This is a genomic window from Pseudonocardia sp. ZF1 (genome assembly GCF_056835605.1).
This window is the reverse complement of the sequence record NZ_JAJNBY010000001.1, coordinates 4,996,247-5,014,994: the sequence shown is the minus strand read 5'-3', so window position 1 is coordinate 5,014,994 and position 18,748 is coordinate 4,996,247. Positions and strand designations below refer to the sequence as shown.

The window sequence follows — 18,748 nt, the reverse complement described above, 5'->3', positions numbered from 1 at the left end:
GACCCCTCGCCCGTGGTGATCGTGCAGGGCGACGACGAGGAGGACCCATGGCCGACGACCGACGGGCGCTGGTGCTGGGCGGCGGCGGGCTGACCGGCATCGCCTGGATGTACGGGCTGCTGGCCGGGCTCCTCGCCGACGGCGTCGACCTGCGCGACGCCGACCTCGTCGTCGGGACCTCGGCGGGGTCGGTGGTGGGCACCAACCTGGCCGTCGGGCGTGACCCGGCGGCGCTCGCCGCGACCCAGCTCGCCCCGCCGTCCGGGGAGATCGCCGCGACCCTCGGGCTGCGGCTCGCGGTCCGCTACGGCGTCGCCGCGCTCTCCGGACCGCGCGACGCGACCCGGGTCCGGGCCCGGATCGGCCGCCTCGCCCTCGACACCGACACGGTCGACGAGGCCGAGCGGATCGCGGTGATCCGTTCGCGGCTCGACGGCGCGGACTGGCCCGCCGACCGCGACCTGCGGGTCACCGCCGTCGACGCGCACACCGGCGGGTTCCGGGTCTTCGGCCGCGACGACGGCGTCGAGCTCGCCACCGCGGTCGCCGCCAGCTGCGCGGTGCCCGGCGTCTGGCCGCCGGTCACGGCCGCGGGCACCCGGTGGATCGACGGCGGGGTCCGCTCGATGGCCAACGCCGACCTCGCCGCCGGCTACGGCCGTGTCGTCGTCCTGGCGCCGCTGTCCGGCGGGCTCGGCGGTGCCGTGGCGCCGCGGGTCCAGGCCGAGGCGCTCGGCGCGCTGGCCCGGGTCGTGGTCGTCGAGCCGGACCGGCGGTCGCGCCGGGCGTTCGGGCGCAACATGCTCGACCCGGCGCGGCGCCCCGCGTCGGTGCGGGCCGGCCGCGCGCAGGCGGCGATCGTCGCCGCCGAGGTCGCACGGGTCTGGGGCTGAGCTCGGCCTGTATTCCCGCCGGAGACCGATCCCACGGGGTCGCATGAGCGCGCAACGGCCCGGGTAGCCGAGGGCCATGACTGTTCCCACGATCAAGTTGAACGACGGCCGCGAGATCCCCCAGCTCGGCTTCGGCGTCTTCCAGATCGAGCCCGGTGACACCGCGGAGAAGGTCAGGGCGGCCCTCGATGTCGGTTACCGCCACATCGACACCGCGCAGATGTACGGCAACGAGGAGGGCGTCGGCAAGGCCATCGCCGACTCCGGCATCCCGCGCGACGAGCTGTGGATCACCACCAAGCTCAACAACGACGGGCACGGCCGGGAGTCGGCGGTGAGCAAGCTCGACGAGAGCCTCACCAAGCTGGGCCTCGACCACGTGGACCTGTACCTGATCCACTGGCCGCGGCCGAAGGAGAACCGCTACGTCGAGACCTGGCAGGGCCTCGAGGACGCGCAGAAGGCGGGCAAGGCGCTGTCGATCGGCGTGTCGAACTTCCAGCCCGGCCACCTCGACCGGCTGGCGGCGGAGACCCCCACGGTCCCCGCGATCAACCAGATCGAGTTCCACCCGCACCTGGTGCAGCGCGAGCTCCGCGAGTACCTCCAGCAGCACGACATCGCGCTGGAGGCGTGGAGCCCGATCGGCCAGGGCAAGGGCCTGCTCGACGCGCCCGAGTTGAAGGAGATCGCCGAGCGGGTCGGAAAGTCCGCCGCGCAGGTCGTGCTCCGCTGGCACATCCAGCTCGGGAACATCGTGTTCCCCAAGTCGAACAACCCGGAGCGGATCAAGGAGAACTCCGAGATCTTCGACTTCGCCCTGAGCGAGGACGACATCGCCGCCGTCGAGAAGCTCCACACCGGCGAGCGCATCGGCCCGGACCCCGACGACTTCGGCTGATCCGCATCCCGCGCGCCACGGCCCGGCACCCCTTTCCGTGAGGGGCGCCGGGCCGTCGTCGTCGGTGGGAGTGACGGGTGTCACCGTGCGGCATGTGCGGAGGGCACAGCGCCACGGATCACCCGACAGGGGACGCGGACGGGCCGGCGCGGTGGACGTCCGCGCGTGCGTCCGTACGGTGGGGACGATGTTGGCGATCACCGAGAACGCCGCCGAGGCGATCAAGACCCTGAGCACCGACGCGGAGCTGCCCGACGACGGCGGCCTGCGCATCTCCGCGACCGACCCGGCGCAGGGCCTCGAACTGGCCCTCGCGCAGGAGGCCGACGCGCAGGACACCGTGCTGCGCGGGGAGGGCATCACCGTCTTCCTCGAGCCGGCCGCGGCGGAGCTCCTGGACGACAAGGTCCTCGACGTCCAGCCCGTGGCGACCGAGCAGGGCGAGCAGGAGCTGCGCTTCGCGATCGTCGAGCAGCCCGAGGCCCCGGACACCGTCCAGGCCTGACCCACCCGACGCACTGCGTGGCCCCGCCGGACACCCGGTGGGGCCACGGCCGTCTCAGAGCTCGGTGACGGTCCCGTCGCGGACGTCCCAGCGGCGGGTGGCGCGCACCGTGTCGAGCATCCGCCGGTCGTGGGTCACCAGCAGGACGGTCCCGTCGAAGTCCTCGACCGCCTGCTCCAGCTGCTCGATGGCGGGCAGGTCGAGGTGGTTGGTCGGCTCGTCGAGCACCAGCAGGTTCACCCCGCGCGCCTGCAGCAGCGCCAGCGCGGCGCGGGTCCGCTCGCCCGGCGAGAGCGACGACGCCGTCCGCAGCACCTGGTCCGCGCCGAGGGAGAACTTCGCGAGCAGCGTCCGCACCTCGGACTCGGGCCAGTCCGGCACCTGCTCGCCGAACGCGCGCAACAGCGTCGCGTCCCCGAGGAAGGCGCCGCGGGCCTGGTCGATCTCGCCGACCAGGACCCCAGACCCGAGCCCCGCCGAGCCCGAGTCCGGGGCGATCCGGCCGAGCAGCAGCCCGAGCAGCGTCGACTTGCCCGCCCCGTTCGCGCCGGTGACGACGACCCGGTCCGCCCAGCCCACCTGCACCGTGGCCGGGCCGAACGCGAAGTCCCCGCGCCGCACGGCGGCGGCGTCGGCCCGCGCGACGACCGACCCGGACCGGGGTGCGGAGGCGATCTCCATCCGCAGCTCCCACTCCTTGCGGGGCTCCTCCACGACCTCCAGCCGCTCGATCGCCCGCTCGGTCTGCCGGGCCTTCGCGGCCTGCTTCTCGCTGGACTCCTGGCGCTGCGCGCGGACGTTCTTGTCCGGGTCCTTCGTCTTGCGCCGGGCGTTGCGCACGCCCTGGGCCATCCAGTTGCGCTGCATGACGGCGCGCTGCTTGAGGCCACCCAGCTTGTCGGCGTACTCCTCGTAGTCCTCGCGGGCGTGCCGGCGGGCGACCTCGCGCTCGGCGAGGTAGGACTCGTAGCCGCCGTCGTATACGTCGATCCGCTGCTGGACCAGGTCCAGCTCGACGATCCGGTTCACCGTGCGTGCGAGGAACTCCCGGTCGTGGCTGACCAGCACCGTCGGCGTGCCCTGCCGGGCGAGGCCGCCCACGAACCGCTCCAGCCGCTCCAGGCCGTCGAGGTCGAGGTCGTTGGTGGGCTCGTCGAGCAGCAGCAGGTCGTAGCGGGACAGCAGCAGCGCCGCGAGGTTGGCCCGGGCTGCCTGCCCGCCGGACAGCCCGGTCATCGGGGCGTCCGGGCCGACCGCCAGCCCGACCTCGCGCAGCACCTCGCCGGAGCGCTCGTCGAGGTCGGCGCCGCCGAGGGCCAGCCAGCGGTCGAGCGCGGCGGCGTAGCGGTCGTCAGCGCCCGGGGTGCCCGACGCGAGCCCCTCCGCCTCGGCGTCCATCGTCGCCTGCGCGTCGGCGACGCCGGTCCGGCGCGCCAGGAACCCGGCGACCGTCTCCCCGGGACGCCGGTCGGGCTCCTGCGGCAGGTGCCCGACGGTCGCGTCGGGCGGGGCGAGGGTCAGCGACCCGTCGTCCGGGGGCCGCGAGCCGGCCAGCACCGTCAGCAGGGTGGACTTGCCGGCGCCGTTGGCACCGACCAGCCCGATGACGTCGCCGGGCGCGACGACGAGGTCCAGCCCGGAGAACAGGGGTCGGTCGCCGTGGCCGGCGGCCAGGCCCGTCACGTGAAGGGTCGCGCTCATCTCGAGCGCAGACGCTACCCCTACAGGTTCGCCCCGAAGAGCCGGTGCAGGGCGTCCCAGTGCCGCTGCTCGGCGTCGTCGTCGTGGGTGGGGGCGTCCGGCACCGCGAAACCGTGCGCCGCCGGGTAGGTCTCCAGGGTCGCCGACACCCCGGCCGCGGACAGCGCGTCGCCGAGGCGCTGCTTCTGCTCGTCGGGGAAGGAGTCGTCGTCGGTGGCACCGGCCACGTACACCTCGGCCCGGATGCGGTCGGCGAGCCGGTGCACGCTGGCCGGGTCGTCGGTGGCGAGGTTGCCCCCGTGGAACGACGCCGCGGCCGCGACCCGCTCCGGCTGCGTCGCGGCGGTGCGCAGGCTCATCACCCCGCCCATGCAGTAGCCGGTGGTGCCGACCGTGCTGCCGCCGACCTCGGGCCGTTCCAGCAGTGCGGTCACCCACGCCTCGGCGTCGACGGCGACGAACTCGGGCGTCAGCGAGCCCACCATCCCCATCAGCCGGGCCCGCTCGGGCCGGTCGGAGAACACGGTGGCGAAGTCGAACGGGGACCAGTCGCCGTGCCGGTGGTAGACGTCGGGCAGCAGCACCGCGTAGCCGAGCGACGCCAGGTGCGCGGCCATGTCGTGGATGGCCGTCCGGACACCGCCGGCGTCGGGGTAGAGGAGCACACCCGGCCACGGGCCGTCGCCGTCCGGGGTGTGCAGGGTGGCGGCGGCGTCGCCGTCGGGGGTGCTGATCGTGAAGTCGGTGCGCGGCACGGGTCCGGCCTCCCGGGGGTGATCGACGGGTCGCACCCGTTCTACGCCCCCGGGAGGCGTTCCGCCGGACCGCCGGCGCGGTTCGGGTGGTACGTACCGGATCAGGTCCTGGTCAGCGCGCCGTCGTCGTCGAGGCGCCGGGTGCGGGTCTCCGAGTAGCTCGCCACGGCGATGATCGTGACCACCGACGCGACCGCGATGTACACCGCGATCGAGTAGCCGGTACCCGTCGCGACCAGCAGCGACGCCGCGATCAGCGGGGCCAGGCCGCCCGCGAACACCGACGCCAGCTGGTAGCCGATCGAGATGCCCGAGTAGCGCACCCTGGTACCGAACAGCTCGGACAGGAACGCCGCCTGCGGGCCGTACATCGCGCCGTGCAGCACCAGCCCGACCGTCACCGCGACGGCGGTGAGGGCGAAGCTCTGCGTGTCCACCAGGAGGAAGAACACGAACGCCCAGATGCCGACGCCGGCGGCGCCGAACAGGTAGACCGGCTTGCGGCCGACCCGGTCGGAGACCGCACCCCACATCGGGGTGGTCACCAGGTGCACCGCGGCACCGATCAGCACCGCGCCCAGCACGAACGACGACGGCAGCCCGAACTGCTCCTTCACGTACGTCGAGATGACGATCGTGAAGATGTAGTACGAGACGTTCTCCGCGAACCGGGCGCCCATCGCGGTGAGGACCTCGCGTGGGTAGAGCCGCAGGACGTCCAGGATCGGCATGGTGTCCTTCTCGCCGGCCGCGGCCCGCGCGGCGGCCCTGGCCTGCGCCTCCCGGAAGACCGGCGACTCCTCGACGGCGAGGCGGACGTAGAGGCCGATCAGGACCAGCACCGCGGACAGCAGGAACGGGATCCGCCAGCCCCAGGCCAGGAACGCCTCCTCGGACTGCACCAGCGCCATGATCGCGAGCAGGCCGTTGGCCAGCAGCTGCCCGGCCGGGGCACCGGCCTGCGGCCAGCTCGCCCAGAACCCACGGTGCTCGGGCTTCCCGTGCTCGGACACGATGAGGACCGCGCCGCCCCACTCACCGCCCAGCGCGAAGCCCTGGACCAGCCGCAGCACGACGAGCAGCAGCGGCGCGGCGATCCCGATCGTGGCGTAGGCCGGCAGCAGGCCGATCGCGAACGTCGAGGCGCCCATCATCATCAGCGACAGGACCAGCAGCTTCTTGCGGCCGATCTTGTCGCCGTAGTGGCCGAAGACCAGGCCGCCCACCGGGCGCGCGATGAACCCGACCGCGAACGTGCCGAGCGAGAGCAGGGTCCCGGTCGCGCCGTCGGACTCGGGGAAGAACACCGCCGGGAACACCAGGGCGGCGGCGACGCCGTAGAGGAAGTAGTCGTACCACTCGACGGTCGTGCCCAGCATGCTCCCCGCGACGACCTTCGCGATCGGCGTGCGCGGCTGGTCGGACGCCGGTGGCGTCGGTGATCCCGGCGCGGTGGCGCCGGCGTGCGTGTCGGACACGGTCCCTCCCCGTCGACGGACATCTGCGGTGGCGCCACGGTAGGGCCGTGGTGCGCCGTTTTCACCGGTTCCGGCCACATCGGTACCCCGACCGTGACGTGCCCCGGCCACACCCGGTCGCGACTGCGCGGCAGACTGGGCCACATGGCGGACCTGCTGGTCCCTGCCGGAGGAACTCGACCGGGCGGGGATCGCAGGCAGTACGCCGGTACCGTCGTCGTGAGGGGTGATGGGGTGAACGGCTCGACCGCGCAGGCGCGCGTACTCGTCGACGAGCTGGCGCGGGCCGGTGTCACCGACGCGGTCCTGTGCCCCGGCTCCCGCAACGCGCCACCCGCGTTCGCGCTGGCCCGGGCCGACGAGCGGGGCACGGTCCGGCTGCACGTGCGCATCGACGAACGTGCCGCGGGCTTCCTCGCGCTCGGCCTGTCGCTGGCGTCGGGGCGCCCGGTCCCGGTCGTCGTCACGTCCGGGACGGCCGCGGCGAACCTGCACCCCGCGGTGCTGGAGGCGTCGCACTCGGGGGTCCCGCTGCTGGTCCTGACCGCGGACCGGCCGCCGGAGCTGGTCGGCACCGGCGCCAGCCAGACCGTCGACCAGGCCGGTCTGTACGGCGGCGCCGTGCGCTGGGCGGGCGCGCTGCCGGTGCCCGTGGGCACCACCGAGCCGGAGGCGCGGCGCTGGCGGGCGGTCGTCGCGCGGATGTTCGCCGCGGCCGCCGGTGCCGGCGCGGGCGCGCCCGGGCCGGTGCACCTGGACCTGCCCTATACCGACCCGCTCGTGCCCGACGACGACCCGGCCGGGCCGGACACCGGGTACCACGACGCCGGTCTGCCGGGCGCGGACCTCCCCGCCGGACGGCCCGGCGGTGCGCCGTGGACCGCGGTGTCCCGCCCGGTCCGCGCGCTGCCCCCGCTGGAGCTCGACCCGGGGGCGCGCACGCTCGTCGTCGCCGGGGCGGGCGGGCCCGCCGCGGACCCCGGCCTGCTCGGCGGGGCCCCACTGGTCGCGGAGCCGTCGTCGTGCTGGTGGGCGCACGCGCTGCGCACCGCGCCGTGGCTGCTCGACCGGCCGGAGCTGCGCCCCACCCAGATCGTCGTGCTCGGCAGGCCCACCCTGCACCGGGGCGTCGCCGCGCTGCTCGCCGACCCGTCGGTGGCGGTGTTCGCCGACCCCGGTCCGGACGGCGCCCCGTGGACCGACGTCGCCGGCACGGTCCGGGCCGTCGGTGCGCTGCCCGCGCTGTCCCCGCCCGAGGACTGGGTACGGTCCTGGCGCGACGCGGACCGGGCCGCGGCCACGTCCCTCGACACCGCGCTCGACGACGGCACCGCCGCCGGCGCACCCGGCCTGCGGCTGGCCCGCGACCTCGTCGCCGCCCAGCCCGACGGCGGCCAGCTCGTCCTCGGCTCGTCGAACCCGGTACGCGACGTCGCGCTCGCCGCCGTGCCCCGCTCCGGGCTCACCGTGCGGTCGAACCGCGGGGTCGCGGGCATCGACGGGACGGTGTCGACCGCCCTCGGCGCCGCGCTCGCCCACCCGGGCCCGACGGCGCTGCTGCTCGGCGACCTCACGCTGCTGCACGACACCACCGGACTGGTCGTCGGCCCGGGGGAGCCGTCCCCGGACCTGACCGTCACCGTCCTCGACGACGACGGCGGCGGCATCTTCCACCTGCTCGAACAGGGCGGTCCGTCGCACGCCCACGCCTTCGAGCGCATCTTCGGCACGCCGACCGGCGTCGACCTCGTGGCCCTGGCCCGGGCGGCGGGCTGGCGGGCGACCGACTGGGGCGGCGACGCGGGCGAACTCGCGGCCCGCCCCGGCTCGGGACGTCGGCTGGTCCGGGTCGCGGCGCACCGTGCCGGGCTGCGCGACGCGCACGCCGAGCTCCGCCGGGTGGTCGTCGCGGCGCTGGACTGAGCCGGTCCCGCCCGCGTCCGCGCCGCGGCAGGTGGTGCGGACGCCCCGGCGGACACGGCGTCCGTCCGGACCGGGCCGGGCTCAGCCCTCCAGGGACTCGCGGACCGCGCGCATCTTGGCGGCGGCCTCGCGCACCTCGCCGTCGGGCTCGGAGTCGGCGACGATCCCGCATCCGGCGAACAGCCGCGCCGTGCGTCCCTGCAGCTCGGCGCAGCGCAGCGCGATGCCCATCTCGCCCGCGCCCTCGGCGTCGACCCAGCCGACCGGGCCCGCGTAGCGGCCGCGGTCGAGACCCTCGATCTCGGAGATCAGCGCCGTCGCGTCCGGGGTCGGGGTGCCGCCCACGGCGGCCGTCGGGTGCACCGCCCCGATCAGCGTCAGCAGCGACGCGGGCCGGGCCGGGTCGAGGCGGGCGTGCACGTCGCTGGACAGGTGCGACACGTTCGGCAGGGTCAGCACCGACGGCGCGTCCGGCACGTGCAGCTCGGCCACCAGCGGGCGCAGCGACGCAGCGAGGGAGTCCACGGCGTAGGCGTGCTCGCGGCGGTCCTTCGACGAGCCGATCAGCGCGCCCGCGGTGTCGCCGTCCGGTCCGGAGCCGGGCCACATCGTGCCCGCCAGCACCCGCGACTCCACGGTCCGCCCACGCAGCCGCAACAGCAGCTCGGGGGTGGCGCCGACCAGGCCGTCGACGGCGTAGCTCCAGCACGTCGGGTAGCGCCGGGCGAGCCCGCGGAGCAGGAACCGGGGGTCCAGCGGGCGGTCGGCGACGGCGAGCAGGTCGTGCGCGAGCACCACCTTCTCCAGCTCCCCGTCGCGCATCCGCCCGACCGCCGCTGCGACGGCGGCCCGGTACCGGTGCGCGGACACCTGGCCGTCGGCGTAGCGCAGCCGTCCGCTCGGGCGCACCGGCGACGGGACCGGCAGCCTGCCCGGGGTCTCCGGGGCGTCGGCGGGGGTGATCTCGGTGATCCAGGCGCGGTGCCCGCGCCGCCCGACGATCACCTGCGGCACGACGAGCACCGAGCCCGGGCAGCCGTCGGCGAAGGTGAACGAGGCGAACGCGAGGGCGCCGGTACCGGGGAGGCGGACGTCGTCGTAGCCGGCGCCGGCGTCGAGCCGGTCGACCACGCGGCGCCACCAGCGGTCGGCCTCGGCGAAGCGCTCGGGTCCCGACGCGGTGAACCGCGCGACCTCGCCCCAGCCGACCACGCCCTCGCCGTCGCGCACCCAGGACAGCGCCCCGGCGTCGGCGGGCAGCACGTCCAGCAGCCGCCCGTCGAGCCGCAGCGGGCGTGTCCGGACGCGCAACGCGGTGCTGGCCGGTGCGACGGTCACCCTTCGAGAGTAGGCAACTTCCTCGGCCGGGGCGGGCGCCAGGGTGGGAGGCACCGGACACACCCGGGTGCCGGAGCGCTCCTAGAATCGGGTCCCGTGACCAGTCCGAGCGGCCGTCCCACCGGCGATGTGCTGACCGAGACCTCGGCCGTCGCGGCCCGTCTCATCGGCCGGACGCGGTACCACCTGCCCGAGATCGTCCTGGCCGTCGCACTGGCGTGGACGCTGGTCGCGCTGGTGGCCCTGGGCGGTGCGTTCCTGGAGGACGCGGCGATCGACGGCAACCGCGGCACCACCGCCGCGACCGTCCTCGACGGCTCGGACTACTGGCGCACCCTGGTCAGGTTCGTCGACGACGAGGGCCGGCTGCAGACCCCGGCCGCGGGCATCTCCTACCCGGTCGGGCTCACCCCGGGCGAGAACATCTACGTCGAGTACGACACCGCCGACCCGACGCACGTGCGCGTCGCGGGCCGCACCGCCGTCGACGGGATCCTCCCGGTCGCCGGGCTGATCGCGGGCGGCTGGGTGCTCCTCGGGCCGCTGTACGTGTGGCTGCGCCGCCGCCGGGCCCGCACCGGCACCGTCTGACGGCGCCCGGGCCGGACCGCACCGGACCGCGCCGCCCCGCACCGGGCTCAGCCCCGCCAGAGCGCCCCGACCTCGGCGGCGACCTGCGGTGCGGCGACGAGCAGCCCGCCCTCGGGCAGCGGCGTCGACCGGCCGTCGCGGCCCAGCACCAGCGCGCCGGCCTCGGTGGCCAGGCAGAGCGCCCCGGCGACGTCCCACTCGTGGTAACGGGTCAGCACCGCGGCGACGGCGTTGCCCAGCGCGACCTGGGTGATCGCCAGCGCGGCCGAGCCGAGCACCCGCACGCCGACGTGCGCGGCGCGGGCGCGTTCGACGAACCCGGGGTCGGGGTCCTCGGCGCAGATCAGCGACCCGGCAACCCGGGCGGTGCGCCGCGACGGCACCGGCACGCCGTTGGCCCGGAAGCCGCGCCCGCGGGCGGCGGCGTAGATCTGCCCACGGCCCGGGTCGGCGACGACACCCACGGCCGGGCCGTCGCCGTCGACCAGGGCCAGGCTGTAGGCGCACCAGGGCAGGCCCGCGACGTAGTTCGCGGTGCCGTCGACCGGGTCGACGACCCAGCGCAGCGGTGCGGTGTCGGCACCGGCGTCGGCGCCGAACTCCTCGCCGACGACCGGGCATCCGGGGAACTCCGCGGCCAGCACCCGGCGGGTGTGCCGCTCCAGGGTGCGGTCGGTGTCGGTGACCCAGTCGAACGGGTTGGCCTTGGCCGACGCGTCGAGCGATCCGGTGTGCTCGCGACCCAGCGTCGCGGTGATCACCTCGGCGGCGTCGTTGGCCAGCCGGCCCGCGGTCTCGAGCGCGCGGGAGAGCAGTGCCGGGTCCACCGGCCGGGGGGACGGTACCGGGGGTGGCGCCGTGTGTGGCGGGGTGTGGGGCACGGCCGTCATGCGACCCGAGTGTCCGGGCGGGTGATGTCCCGGCGACGACGTGCGGGTGTCCACCTTGTGCCGGACGTGCCAACTCGTGACCCGCCCACCCGATGTTCGCCCAGGGTTGGGTGGTTGATCACGCCAGGGACCCGGCCCGCTGTCCCGCCCCCGTCACCGTTCCGGCCGTGCGCGTCGCAATCGTCTCGGAATGCTTCCTGCCGGTGGTCAACGGCGTCACCAACTCGGTGCTGCGGGTGTGCGAGCACCTGCGGGCAGGGGGTCACGACGTCGTGGTGATCGCGCCGGGCACCGGGGAGCCGGACTCCCACGAGGGGATCCCGGTCGTGCGGATCCCGGCCGTCGAGCTGCCGGTGGTGAACTCGATGCCGGTCGGGGTGCCCAGCAGGCGGATCCTGACCGCGCTGCGCCGGTTCCGGCCGGACGTGGTGCACCTGGCGGCGCCGTTCGTCGTCGGGGCGCGGGGGCTGGCGGCGGCGCGGCGCCTCGGCGTGCCGACGGTCGCGATCTACCAGACCGACGTCGCCGGGTTCGCCTCCGCGTACGGGCTCGGGCTGACCGCACGGGCCGCGTGGCGCTGGACCTGCCGGCTGCACGGCATGGCCGACCGGACCCTCGCGCCGTCGAGCTGGGCGACCGGGGCCCTGCGCGAGCGCGGCGTCCCGCGGGTGCACCAGTGGGCGCGCGGCGTCGACACCCGACGGTTCACCCCGTCGCGGCGCAGCGACGCGCTGCGCGGCCGGCTCGCCCCGAACGGCGAGCGGCTCGTCGGCTTCGTCGGCCGCCTCGCCCCCGAGAAGCAGGTCGAGCGGCTCGCCGTGCTGGGGGAGCTGCCCGGGACGCGGCTGGTCGTCGTCGGCGACGGCCCCAGCGCCGACGGACTGCGCGAGCGACTGCCCTCGGCGGCGTTCCTCGGGCACCGCGGCGGTGACGAGCTCGCGCAGATCTACGCCAGCCTCGACGTGTTCGTCCACACCGGCCAGGCCGAGACGTTCTGCCAGGCCGTGCAGGAGGCACTCGCCTCGGGCGTCCCGGTGGTCGCGCCCGACGCGGGCGGCCCGCGCGACCTCGTGCTGCCCGACCGCACCGGTTACCTCGTGGCACCCCGCCCCGACGGCGGGGAGCCCGGCGACCCGGCCACCGACGCCGCCGACCGCGAGCTGGTCGGGGCGGTCGCCGCGCTGTGCGAGCCGCAGCGCAACCGGGAGTTCGGCCTGGCCGCCCGCCAGTCGGTGCTGCGCCGCACCTGGACCGCGGTCGGCGACGAGCTGCTCGCCCACTACGGCGACGTGCTCCGCGCCGCGGCCCCGGAGCGCCTCGCGGCCTGACCGGCACGCCGCCGCCCGACCGGACACCCGCCGACCGGACCCCCGCCGACCGGACCCCCGCCTGGTCGGGCCGCCGCCGGCCGGGCCGACGCGGCCGGGGAGGGTGCCTGCGTAGTCGTGCGGATCCGTGGCCGCGGCCCGGCGGCGACGGTGGTCCCATGAGCCGCACCGTCGTCGTCGCGCCCCGTGGTGAGCTCGCCACGGTCGACACCTCCGCCACCGTCCGCCTGATGTCCCGGCTGCTCGACCCCGCGCCCGCGGTCCGTGCCGCCGCCCGTGCCGAGGTCCTCGACGCCCCGCACCGGCAGATGCCGCCGGTGCTGTTCGCGCTGTCGGAGAACCTCGTCGCCGACGGCGCGATGCCCGAGGCCGCCCGCTGGTTCTACGCGGGCCAGCTGCGGGCCCGCTACGACGCCTGCCGCTGCACCGACACCACCGCCGCCCAGGCGCTGGCCGTGCTGCGCGACCGCTTCGGCGAACCGGTGAACCGCTGGGCCTTCGCCGACCCGGCCCGGGTCCGCCGGGCCGCGGTCCGCGCCGTCGCCTGGGACCGGGCGGCGCCGCACGACTACGACCACCGCTGGATCGCGCTGCACGGCATGGGCGCCTTCACCGGCGACGGCAACGGTGTCAGCACGCCGTCGGCCGAGTGGGCGGGCGTCGCCGCCCGGGTCCGTGCCGACTACCTGAGCGGCCTGCGTGAGGTGCTGCGCGAGCAGTTCGGACAGCAGTTCGGGCAGCGGTTCGGACGGCGGTGAGCCGGCGGCCGGGTCGCCTAAGCTGTGTTCGTGTCCCGCGCCGAGCTCGACAAGAACCCGACCGACGTCGCCCGCATGTTCGACGGCGTCGCCCGGCGCTACGACCTGACCAACACCGCGCTGTCGGGGGGCCAGGACCGCTACTGGCGGATCCAGACCCGCCGGGCCCTCGGCCTGCGCCCGGGCGAGAAGGTCCTCGACCTCGCCGCGGGGACCGCGGTATCGACCGTCGAGCTGGCGAAGGACGGCGCCTGGTGCGTCGCTGCGGACTTCTCCCTCGGCATGCTGCGTGCGGGCGCCCGCCGCGACGTCCCGAAGGCCGCCGCCGACGCGCTGCACCTGCCCTTCGCCGACGGCAGCTTCGACGCCGTCACCATCTCGTTCGGCCTGCGCAACGTGAACGACACCGTCGCCGGCCTGCGTGAGATGGCCCGCGTGACCCGCCCCGGCGGCCGCCTGGTCGTCTGCGAGTTCTCGACGCCGACCTGGGCCCCCTTCCGCGTGCTCTACCAGAACGCGGTGCTCGGCCACGCCCTCCCGGCGATCGCCCGCACGGTCTCCTCCAACCCCGAGGCCTACCTGTACCTGGCCGAGTCGATCCGGGACTGGCCCGACCAGCCCGCACTCACCGGGAAGATCGCCGACGCCGGCTGGGAGCGCCCCGCCTGGCGGAACCTGACCTTCGGCGCCGTCGCGCTGCACCGGGCGTACAAGCCGGCCTGAGCCCCCGCCGCCCCGTCCCGCCACGGTCCCCGTGGACGGGTCTGCGGAGGCGGCCTGCGACACAGGGGCCGACGTCGTGGCGGAGCCGGGCGCGCTGCACGCGTGCGGTCGCGGCGGCGGCCGGGCGGTCGTCCCTCCACCGGCTCGCGCCCCTGCAGCGAGCCCGCTCCGCCGCGGACCAGTGCACACGGTGCCGGGTTCCCGCGCGGCCAGCGCCCGGGGCCGGGCGAATCCGCTCACCGGGTAAGCGAGTTGGCAAGGGAATGCACGGCCCCGGGGATCGCGCTCGATCTGCTGCGCCGGGCCCGGCAGCACCACGCGACGACGTGCTCCCTTCTCGGAATTCGCTCACCGGGTAAGCGAATTCGGGAAGGGAGGGTCCGGAGTCGCGTCTCTCATGGCACGCGGCGGTCCGCGGTGCAGCGGTGGGCGCTGCGGCGGTCGGTCACCCTGCGCCCGGCGGTCGGTGGTCGGCTGCGTGGGAGTCGGCTGCGTGGGAGGTCGACCGCGTGGGAGGTCGACCGCGGGAGGGCCGACTGTGCGAGGGGACGCCGCGTGCGCAGCCCGGCACCGGCCGTCGCCGCCCACTGACCCTGCGTCGAAGCGCGTTGCGCCGCAAGGAGTCCCGCGTCGTCGCCCGATCCGCCCACGCGATCACGGCGACGTCGTCCTACACTGCTCGCGCAGTTCGTGAACTTTTTCACAAGGGTGGTGGGAGACACGCGACCCGGAGCGCGCCGACCTGCACGGATGCGGATCACATGTGACCCGCGCCCCGTCACAGGTAAGGCTCGCCTGGGTTCTTGGTCACAGGGGACCGGACATAGGGTCGCCGCGACCGGCTCGTCGATCACCACCAACGACGGTGGCGCCGCGACAACGAAGGTGTAGGAATGCTCGATCCCTATCTCCCGCTCGTCCTGCTGTTCGTGTTGGCGGCGGGCTTCGCGGTGTTCTCGGTCGCCTCCGCGCCGTTGATCGGTCCGCGCCGGTTCAACCGGGCCAAGCTGGACTCCTACGAGTGCGGTATCGAGCCCTCGCCGCAGCCGGTCGTCGGCGGCGGTCGCGTGCCGGTCGCCTACTACCTCACGGCGATGCTGTTCATCCTGTTCGACATCGAGCTGGTGTTCATGTACCCGTACGCCGTCGTCGCCGATGCGGTCGGCGTCTTCGGGTTCGTGGCCATCACGCTCTACATCGCCACGATCGCCTTCGCGTACGCCTACGAATGGCGTCGCGGCGGGCTCGAGTGGAGCTGAGGCCGTCATGGGACTCGAGGAGAACCTGCCCAGCGGCGTCCTGCTGACCAACGTCGAGAAGCTGGTCAACTGGACCCGGAAGTCGTCGCTCTGGCCTGCCACGTTCGGCCTGGCCTGCTGCGCCATCGAGATGATGACCACCGGCGCCCCGCGCTACGACCTCGCCCGGTTCGGCATGGAGGTTTTCCGGGCCTCGCCGCGCCAGGCGGACCTGATGATCGTCGCGGGCCGCGTGAGCAACAAGATGGCGCCGGTCCTGCGCCAGATCTACGACCAGATGCCCGAGCCGCGCTGGGTGCTCGCCATGGGCGTGTGTGCCAGCTCCGGCGGCATGTTCAACAACTACGCGATCGTCCAGGGCGTGGACCACGTCGTCCCGGTCGACATGTACCTGCCCGGCTGCCCGCCGCGGCCGGAGATGCTGATCGACGCGATCCTCAAGATCCACGCCAAGATCATGGACGAGCCGCTCGGCCCGAAGCGGGCCGCCGAGCTCGCCGAGTCCGGGTACCGCACGCCGATGGTGCCGTCGTCGGTCAAGTACGCGCCGAAGCACAAGCAGCTCGGTGCGCTGAAGACCACGCACACCCCCGATGTCCCGAACTACCTGGAGCCGGGCTCGCAGCCCAAACCGGCCCCGAACGCGCTCGCGCCGGGGGAGACCCTGGAGCTGCCGTCGCTGGCCGACGCGGCCCGCGGAGGTGACGCGACGTGACCGAGCCGACCGGCACCTCCAAGGACGGGGCCGAGCCCACCGGCGGCGCGCACTCGTCGTCGCAGGAGAGCGGCGCCGCGGCCGAGGAGCAGCGGATGGCGGGCGGCGAGGCCCCCGGCGACCTGGCCGCTCCCGGGGACGCGGCCACCCCCTCCGACGCGCTGGGCGGCGCCCGCCCCGCGCAGAGGATGACCGAGACCCGTACCCGCTCGGGCATGTTCGGCGTCCGCGGCTCCGGCGACACCTCCGGCTACGGCGGCCTGCGTCTGCAGGGCTGGGCCCCGGCCCCGGCCGAGCGGCCCTTCGGCGGCTGGTTCGACGAGTTCGCCGACGAGCTCGGCGCGGCCCTCGACGAGCGCGGCGTCCCGCGCGCCGCGATCGAGCAGGTCACGATCGACCGCGACGAGATGACCCTCTACGTCGAGCCCGCCCGGCTGCACGAGGTCGCCCGCACCCTGCGCGACGACCCGGGCCTGCGCTTCGAGTTCTGCTCCGGCGTGTCCGGTGTGGACTACTCAGCGCCGGACGGCGCCCCGGTCGACCGGCCGCTGCACGTCGTCTACCACCTGCTGTCGATGACCTACCGGCGCCGGGTGCGCCTGGAGGTCGCGCTCGACATGGGGGACGCCGCGAACCCGCCCACCGTGCCGAGCGTCGTCGACGTCTACCCGACGGCCGACTGGCACGAGCGCGAGACCTGGGACATGTACGGCGTCGTCTTCGACGGCCACCCGGCGCTGACCCGGATCCTCATGCCGGACGACTGGGACGGCCACCCCCAGCGCAAGAGCTACCCGCTGGGCGGCATCCCCGTGGAGTACAAGGGCGCGGAGATCCCCCCGCCCGATGAGCGGAGGGCCTACTCGTGACGACTGACGCCGACCCCACCACCACCGCCGACGCCACCACCGACCCGTACGCCGCGCCCGGCCGGGAGACCACCGAGGGCACGGTCTACACCGTCACCGGCGGCGACTGGGACGACCTGCTCGAGGCCGAGCACGACGACCGCATCGTCATCAACATGGGCCCGCAGCACCCGTCGACGCACGGGGTGCTGCGCCTGGTCCTGGAGCTGGAGGGCGAGACCGTCACCCAGGGCCGCGCGGTCATCGGCTACCTGCACACCGGTATCGAGAAGAACTGCGAGTACCGGACCTGGACCCAGGGTGTCACCTTCGTGACCCGCGCGGACTACCTGTCCCCGCTGTTCAACGAGGGCGCCTACTGCATGGCCGTCGAGAAGCTGCTGGGCGTCGAGGTCCCGCAGCGGGCCGAGCACCTGCGGGTGCTGCTCTGGGAGCTGAACCGGATCGGCTCGCACCTGGTCGCGCTGGCCACCGGCGGCATGGAGCTGGGCGCGCTGACCGGCATGACCTCCGGCTTCCGCGAGCGCGAGGAGGTGCTCCACCTGCTGGAGTTCCTCACCGGCCTGCGGATGAACCACGCGTTCATCCGCCCCGGCGGCCTGGCCCAGGACATGCCCGAGGGCTGGCAGGAGAAGGTCCGTGACTTCGTGGCGGTCATGAACTCCCGGCTGCCCGACTACGACCGGCTGCTCACCGGGCAGCCGATCTGGCGCCAGCGCCTGGAGGGCGTCGGCTACCTGCCCGTCGACGGCTGCCTGGCCCTCGGCGCGTCCGGCCCGATCCTCCGCTCGGCAGGTCTGGCGTGGGACCTGCGCAAGCACATGCCGTACTCGGTCTACGACCAGTACGACTTCGAGGTCCCGACGGCCACCGAGGCCGACTGCTTCGCCCGCTACCGGATGCGCGTCGCCGAGATCCACGAGTCGCTCAAGATCATGGAGCAGGCGGTGACGAAGCTCGACGAGCTCGGCCCGGGCCGCGTCATGGTCGACGACCCGAAGGTCGCCTGGCCGGCGCAGCTGTCGGTCGGCAGCGACGGCATGGGCAACACCCTCGAGCACGTCCGCAAGATCATGGGTCAGTCGATGGAGTCGCTGATCCACCACTTCAAGCTGGTCACCGAGGGCTTCGGAGTCCCGCCGGGGCAGGCCTACGCGGCCGTCGAGTCCCCGCGCGGCGAGCTCGCGGTGCACGCCGTGTCCGACGGCGGCACCCGCCCGGTCCGCATCCACGTCCGGGACCCCAGCTTCGTGAACCTGCAGACGATGCCCGCGATGAGCGAGGGCGGCCAGGTCGCCGACGTCATCGCGGCCGTCGCCTCGATCGATCCCGTGATGGGAGGTTGCGACCGATGACGGTCCCCCCGCAGGAGAAGAGCCCCGTCTCGCCGGTGTTCGACGAGCTGACCCGGCAGCGCACCACGGAGATCATCTCCCTCTACCCGGAGTCCCGGTCGGCGCTGCTGCCGCTGCTGCACCTGGTCCAGTCGGTCGAGGGGTACGTCAGCCCCGACGGCATCCGTTACTGCGCGGAGGCGCTGGAGCTGACTACCGCCGAGGTGTCGGCGGTCGCGACGTTCTACACGATGTACAAGCGCACTCCGTGCGGCGAGCACCTGGTCAGCGTGTGCACCAACACGCTGTGTGCGGCGCTGGGCGGCGACGACATCTACGCCCGCCTGCGCACGCAGCTGGGTACCGAGGACCGTCCGCTGGGCCACGAGGAGACGGCGGGGGAGCCCGGCAGCACCGGCTCGGTCACCCTGGAGCACGCCGAGTGCCTCGCGGCCTGCGACCTCGCCCCGGTGCTGCAGGTCAACTACGAGTACTTCGACAACCAGACCGTCGAGTCCGCGGTGGAGCTCGTCGACGCCCTGCGTCGCGGCGAGCGCCCGCAGCCGACCCGCGGGGCGCCGCTGACCGATCTGCGGACCGTCGAGCTGGAGCTGGCCGGGTTCACCGACGACGCCGGAGGCGTCGACACGACGGCCCGCGTCGAGGGCCCGTCCGGTGCGATCGAGTCGGTGCGCGGGGCCCGGATGGCCGAGGAGAACGGCTGGACCGCCCCGGCGCTGCCCGACGAGCCGCCGGCGATGCCCGCGCTACCGGAGAAGAAGTGATC

General features: G+C 74.7%; 18 protein-coding genes. 13 read left to right on the top strand and 5 right to left on the bottom strand.

Annotation, left to right across the window (positions count from 1 at the left end; all coding sequences use genetic code 11):
• Positions 1-47 precede the first annotated feature (47 nt).
• The 3 genes from ZF1_RS24115 to ZF1_RS24105 all read left to right on the top strand — a co-directional run bounded on the left by ZF1_RS24115 (position 48) and on the right by ZF1_RS24105 (position 2,299).
• Entirely contained in the window at positions 48-893 is an 846-nt protein-coding gene (locus tag ZF1_RS24115; protein WP_073576550.1) for a patatin-like phospholipase family protein, read from the top strand.
• A 76-nt stretch (positions 894-969) separates the two neighbouring features.
• Positions 970-1,794, top strand: a complete 825-nt coding sequence (locus ZF1_RS24110) for an aldo/keto reductase (RefSeq protein WP_179761774.1) — start codon at positions 970-972, stop codon at positions 1,792-1,794.
• A gap of 187 nt (positions 1,795-1,981) precedes the next feature.
• Positions 1,982-2,299 carry an adhesin gene (locus ZF1_RS24105; RefSeq protein ID WP_073576881.1) on the top strand — a complete coding sequence of 106 codons (318 nt, stop codon included), beginning with the start codon at positions 1,982-1,984 and terminating at the stop codon, positions 2,297-2,299.
• Between the two features lie 54 nt (positions 2,300-2,353).
• On the opposite strand, the gene ZF1_RS24100 is transcribed toward ZF1_RS24105, so the two are convergent.
• The 3 genes from ZF1_RS24100 to ZF1_RS24090 form a co-directional block, all read right to left on the bottom strand.
• Entirely contained in the window at positions 2,354-4,000 is a 1,647-nt protein-coding gene (locus ZF1_RS24100) for an ABC-F family ATP-binding cassette domain-containing protein (protein WP_062398000.1), read from the bottom strand.
• A gap of 20 nt (positions 4,001-4,020) precedes the next feature.
• The gene (locus ZF1_RS24095) at positions 4,021-4,755 is read right to left on the bottom strand and encodes a dienelactone hydrolase family protein (RefSeq protein ID WP_073576548.1); all 735 of its coding nucleotides are present in this window, start codon (positions 4,753-4,755) and stop codon (positions 4,021-4,023) included.
• Positions 4,756-4,856: 101 nt separating this feature from the next.
• A complete protein-coding gene (locus ZF1_RS24090) occupies positions 4,857-6,134 on the bottom strand; it encodes an MFS transporter (RefSeq protein WP_167379090.1) in 1,278 nt (425 codons plus the stop codon).
• Positions 6,135-6,467: 333 nt separating this feature from the next.
• On the opposite strand from ZF1_RS24090, the gene menD reads away from it, so the two are divergent.
• Positions 6,468-8,156 (top strand): 2-succinyl-5-enolpyruvyl-6-hydroxy-3-cyclohexene-1-carboxylic-acid synthase, encoded by a 1,689-nt coding sequence (gene menD, locus ZF1_RS24085; RefSeq protein WP_179761775.1) that lies wholly within the window; start codon positions 6,468-6,470, stop codon positions 8,154-8,156.
• Positions 8,157-8,237: 81 nt separating this feature from the next.
• Here menD and ZF1_RS24080 read toward each other — a convergent pair whose 3' ends face one another.
• Positions 8,238-9,494, bottom strand: a complete 1,257-nt coding sequence (locus ZF1_RS24080) for an isochorismate synthase (protein ID WP_073576545.1) — start codon at positions 9,492-9,494, stop codon at positions 8,238-8,240.
• 96 nt (positions 9,495-9,590) lie between these two features.
• Here ZF1_RS24080 and ZF1_RS24075 point away from each other — a divergent pair, with 96 nt between their 5' ends.
• Positions 9,591-10,085 (top strand): DUF3592 domain-containing protein, encoded by a 495-nt coding sequence (locus ZF1_RS24075; protein ID WP_139282884.1) that lies wholly within the window; start codon positions 9,591-9,593, stop codon positions 10,083-10,085.
• 47 nt (positions 10,086-10,132) lie between these two features.
• Here ZF1_RS24075 and ZF1_RS24070 read toward each other — a convergent pair whose 3' ends face one another.
• A complete protein-coding gene (locus tag ZF1_RS24070; protein ID WP_073576544.1) occupies positions 10,133-10,975 on the bottom strand; it encodes an inositol monophosphatase family protein in 843 nt (280 codons plus the stop codon).
• A gap of 167 nt (positions 10,976-11,142) precedes the next feature.
• On the opposite strand from ZF1_RS24070, the gene ZF1_RS24065 reads away from it, so the two are divergent.
• From ZF1_RS24065 to nuoE, 8 genes are all read left to right on the top strand, one after another.
• Positions 11,143-12,303 (top strand): glycosyltransferase family 4 protein, encoded by a 1,161-nt coding sequence (locus ZF1_RS24065; RefSeq protein ID WP_208818961.1) that lies wholly within the window; start codon positions 11,143-11,145, stop codon positions 12,301-12,303.
• 158 nt (positions 12,304-12,461) lie between these two features.
• Positions 12,462-13,061 (top strand): hypothetical protein, encoded by a 600-nt coding sequence (locus ZF1_RS24060; RefSeq protein WP_251786725.1) that lies wholly within the window; start codon positions 12,462-12,464, stop codon positions 13,059-13,061.
• 30 nt (positions 13,062-13,091) lie between these two features.
• Positions 13,092-13,784 (top strand): demethylmenaquinone methyltransferase, encoded by a 693-nt coding sequence (locus ZF1_RS24055; protein ID WP_482638399.1) that lies wholly within the window; start codon positions 13,092-13,094, stop codon positions 13,782-13,784.
• Between the two features lie 893 nt (positions 13,785-14,677).
• Positions 14,678-15,043 carry an NADH-quinone oxidoreductase subunit A gene (locus ZF1_RS24050; RefSeq protein ID WP_062397987.1) on the top strand — a complete coding sequence of 122 codons (366 nt, stop codon included), beginning with the start codon at positions 14,678-14,680 and terminating at the stop codon, positions 15,041-15,043.
• A gap of 7 nt (positions 15,044-15,050) precedes the next feature.
• Positions 15,051-15,758, top strand: a complete 708-nt coding sequence (locus ZF1_RS24045) for a NuoB/complex I 20 kDa subunit family protein (protein WP_062397985.1) — start codon at positions 15,051-15,053, stop codon at positions 15,756-15,758.
• A gap of 95 nt (positions 15,759-15,853) precedes the next feature.
• Entirely contained in the window at positions 15,854-16,627 is a 774-nt protein-coding gene (locus tag ZF1_RS24040; RefSeq protein WP_482638749.1) for an NADH-quinone oxidoreductase subunit C, read from the top strand.
• Positions 16,624-17,982 (top strand): NADH-quinone oxidoreductase subunit D, encoded by a 1,359-nt coding sequence (locus ZF1_RS24035; RefSeq protein WP_482638398.1) that lies wholly within the window; start codon positions 16,624-16,626, stop codon positions 17,980-17,982. The genes ZF1_RS24040 and ZF1_RS24035 overlap by 4 nt, the downstream gene beginning before the upstream one ends.
• Positions 17,979-18,746, top strand: a complete 768-nt coding sequence (nuoE, locus tag ZF1_RS24030) for an NADH-quinone oxidoreductase subunit NuoE (RefSeq protein ID WP_208818964.1) — start codon at positions 17,979-17,981, stop codon at positions 18,744-18,746. The genes ZF1_RS24035 and nuoE overlap by 4 nt, the downstream gene beginning before the upstream one ends.
• Positions 18,747-18,748: the final 2 nt, after the last annotated feature.

Coding starts and splice junctions, on each gene's coding strand:
- ZF1_RS24115 (WP_073576550.1), top strand. CDS start 48: ATGGCCGACGACCGACGGGCGCTGGTGCTGGGCGGCGGCGGGCTGACC.
- ZF1_RS24110 (WP_179761774.1), top strand. CDS start 970: ATGACTGTTCCCACGATCAAGTTGAACGACGGCCGCGAGATCCCCCAG.
- ZF1_RS24105 (WP_073576881.1), top strand. CDS start 1,982: ATGTTGGCGATCACCGAGAACGCCGCCGAGGCGATCAAGACCCTGAGC.
- ZF1_RS24100 (WP_062398000.1), bottom strand. CDS start 4,000: ATGAGCGCGACCCTTCACGTGACGGGCCTGGCCGCCGGCCACGGCGAC.
- ZF1_RS24090 (WP_167379090.1), bottom strand. CDS start 6,134: ATGCTGGGCACGACCGTCGAGTGGTACGACTACTTCCTCTACGGCGTC.
- ZF1_RS24070 (WP_073576544.1), bottom strand. CDS start 10,975: ATGACGGCCGTGCCCCACACCCCGCCACACACGGCGCCACCCCCGGTA.
- ZF1_RS24060 (WP_251786725.1), top strand. CDS start 12,462: ATGAGCCGCACCGTCGTCGTCGCGCCCCGTGGTGAGCTCGCCACGGTC.
- ZF1_RS24050 (WP_062397987.1), top strand. CDS start 14,678: ATGCTCGATCCCTATCTCCCGCTCGTCCTGCTGTTCGTGTTGGCGGCG.
- ZF1_RS24045 (WP_062397985.1), top strand. CDS start 15,051: ATGGGACTCGAGGAGAACCTGCCCAGCGGCGTCCTGCTGACCAACGTC.
- ZF1_RS24040 (WP_482638749.1), top strand. CDS start 15,854: ATGGCGGGCGGCGAGGCCCCCGGCGACCTGGCCGCTCCCGGGGACGCG.
- nuoE (WP_208818964.1), top strand. CDS start 17,979: ATGACGGTCCCCCCGCAGGAGAAGAGCCCCGTCTCGCCGGTGTTCGAC.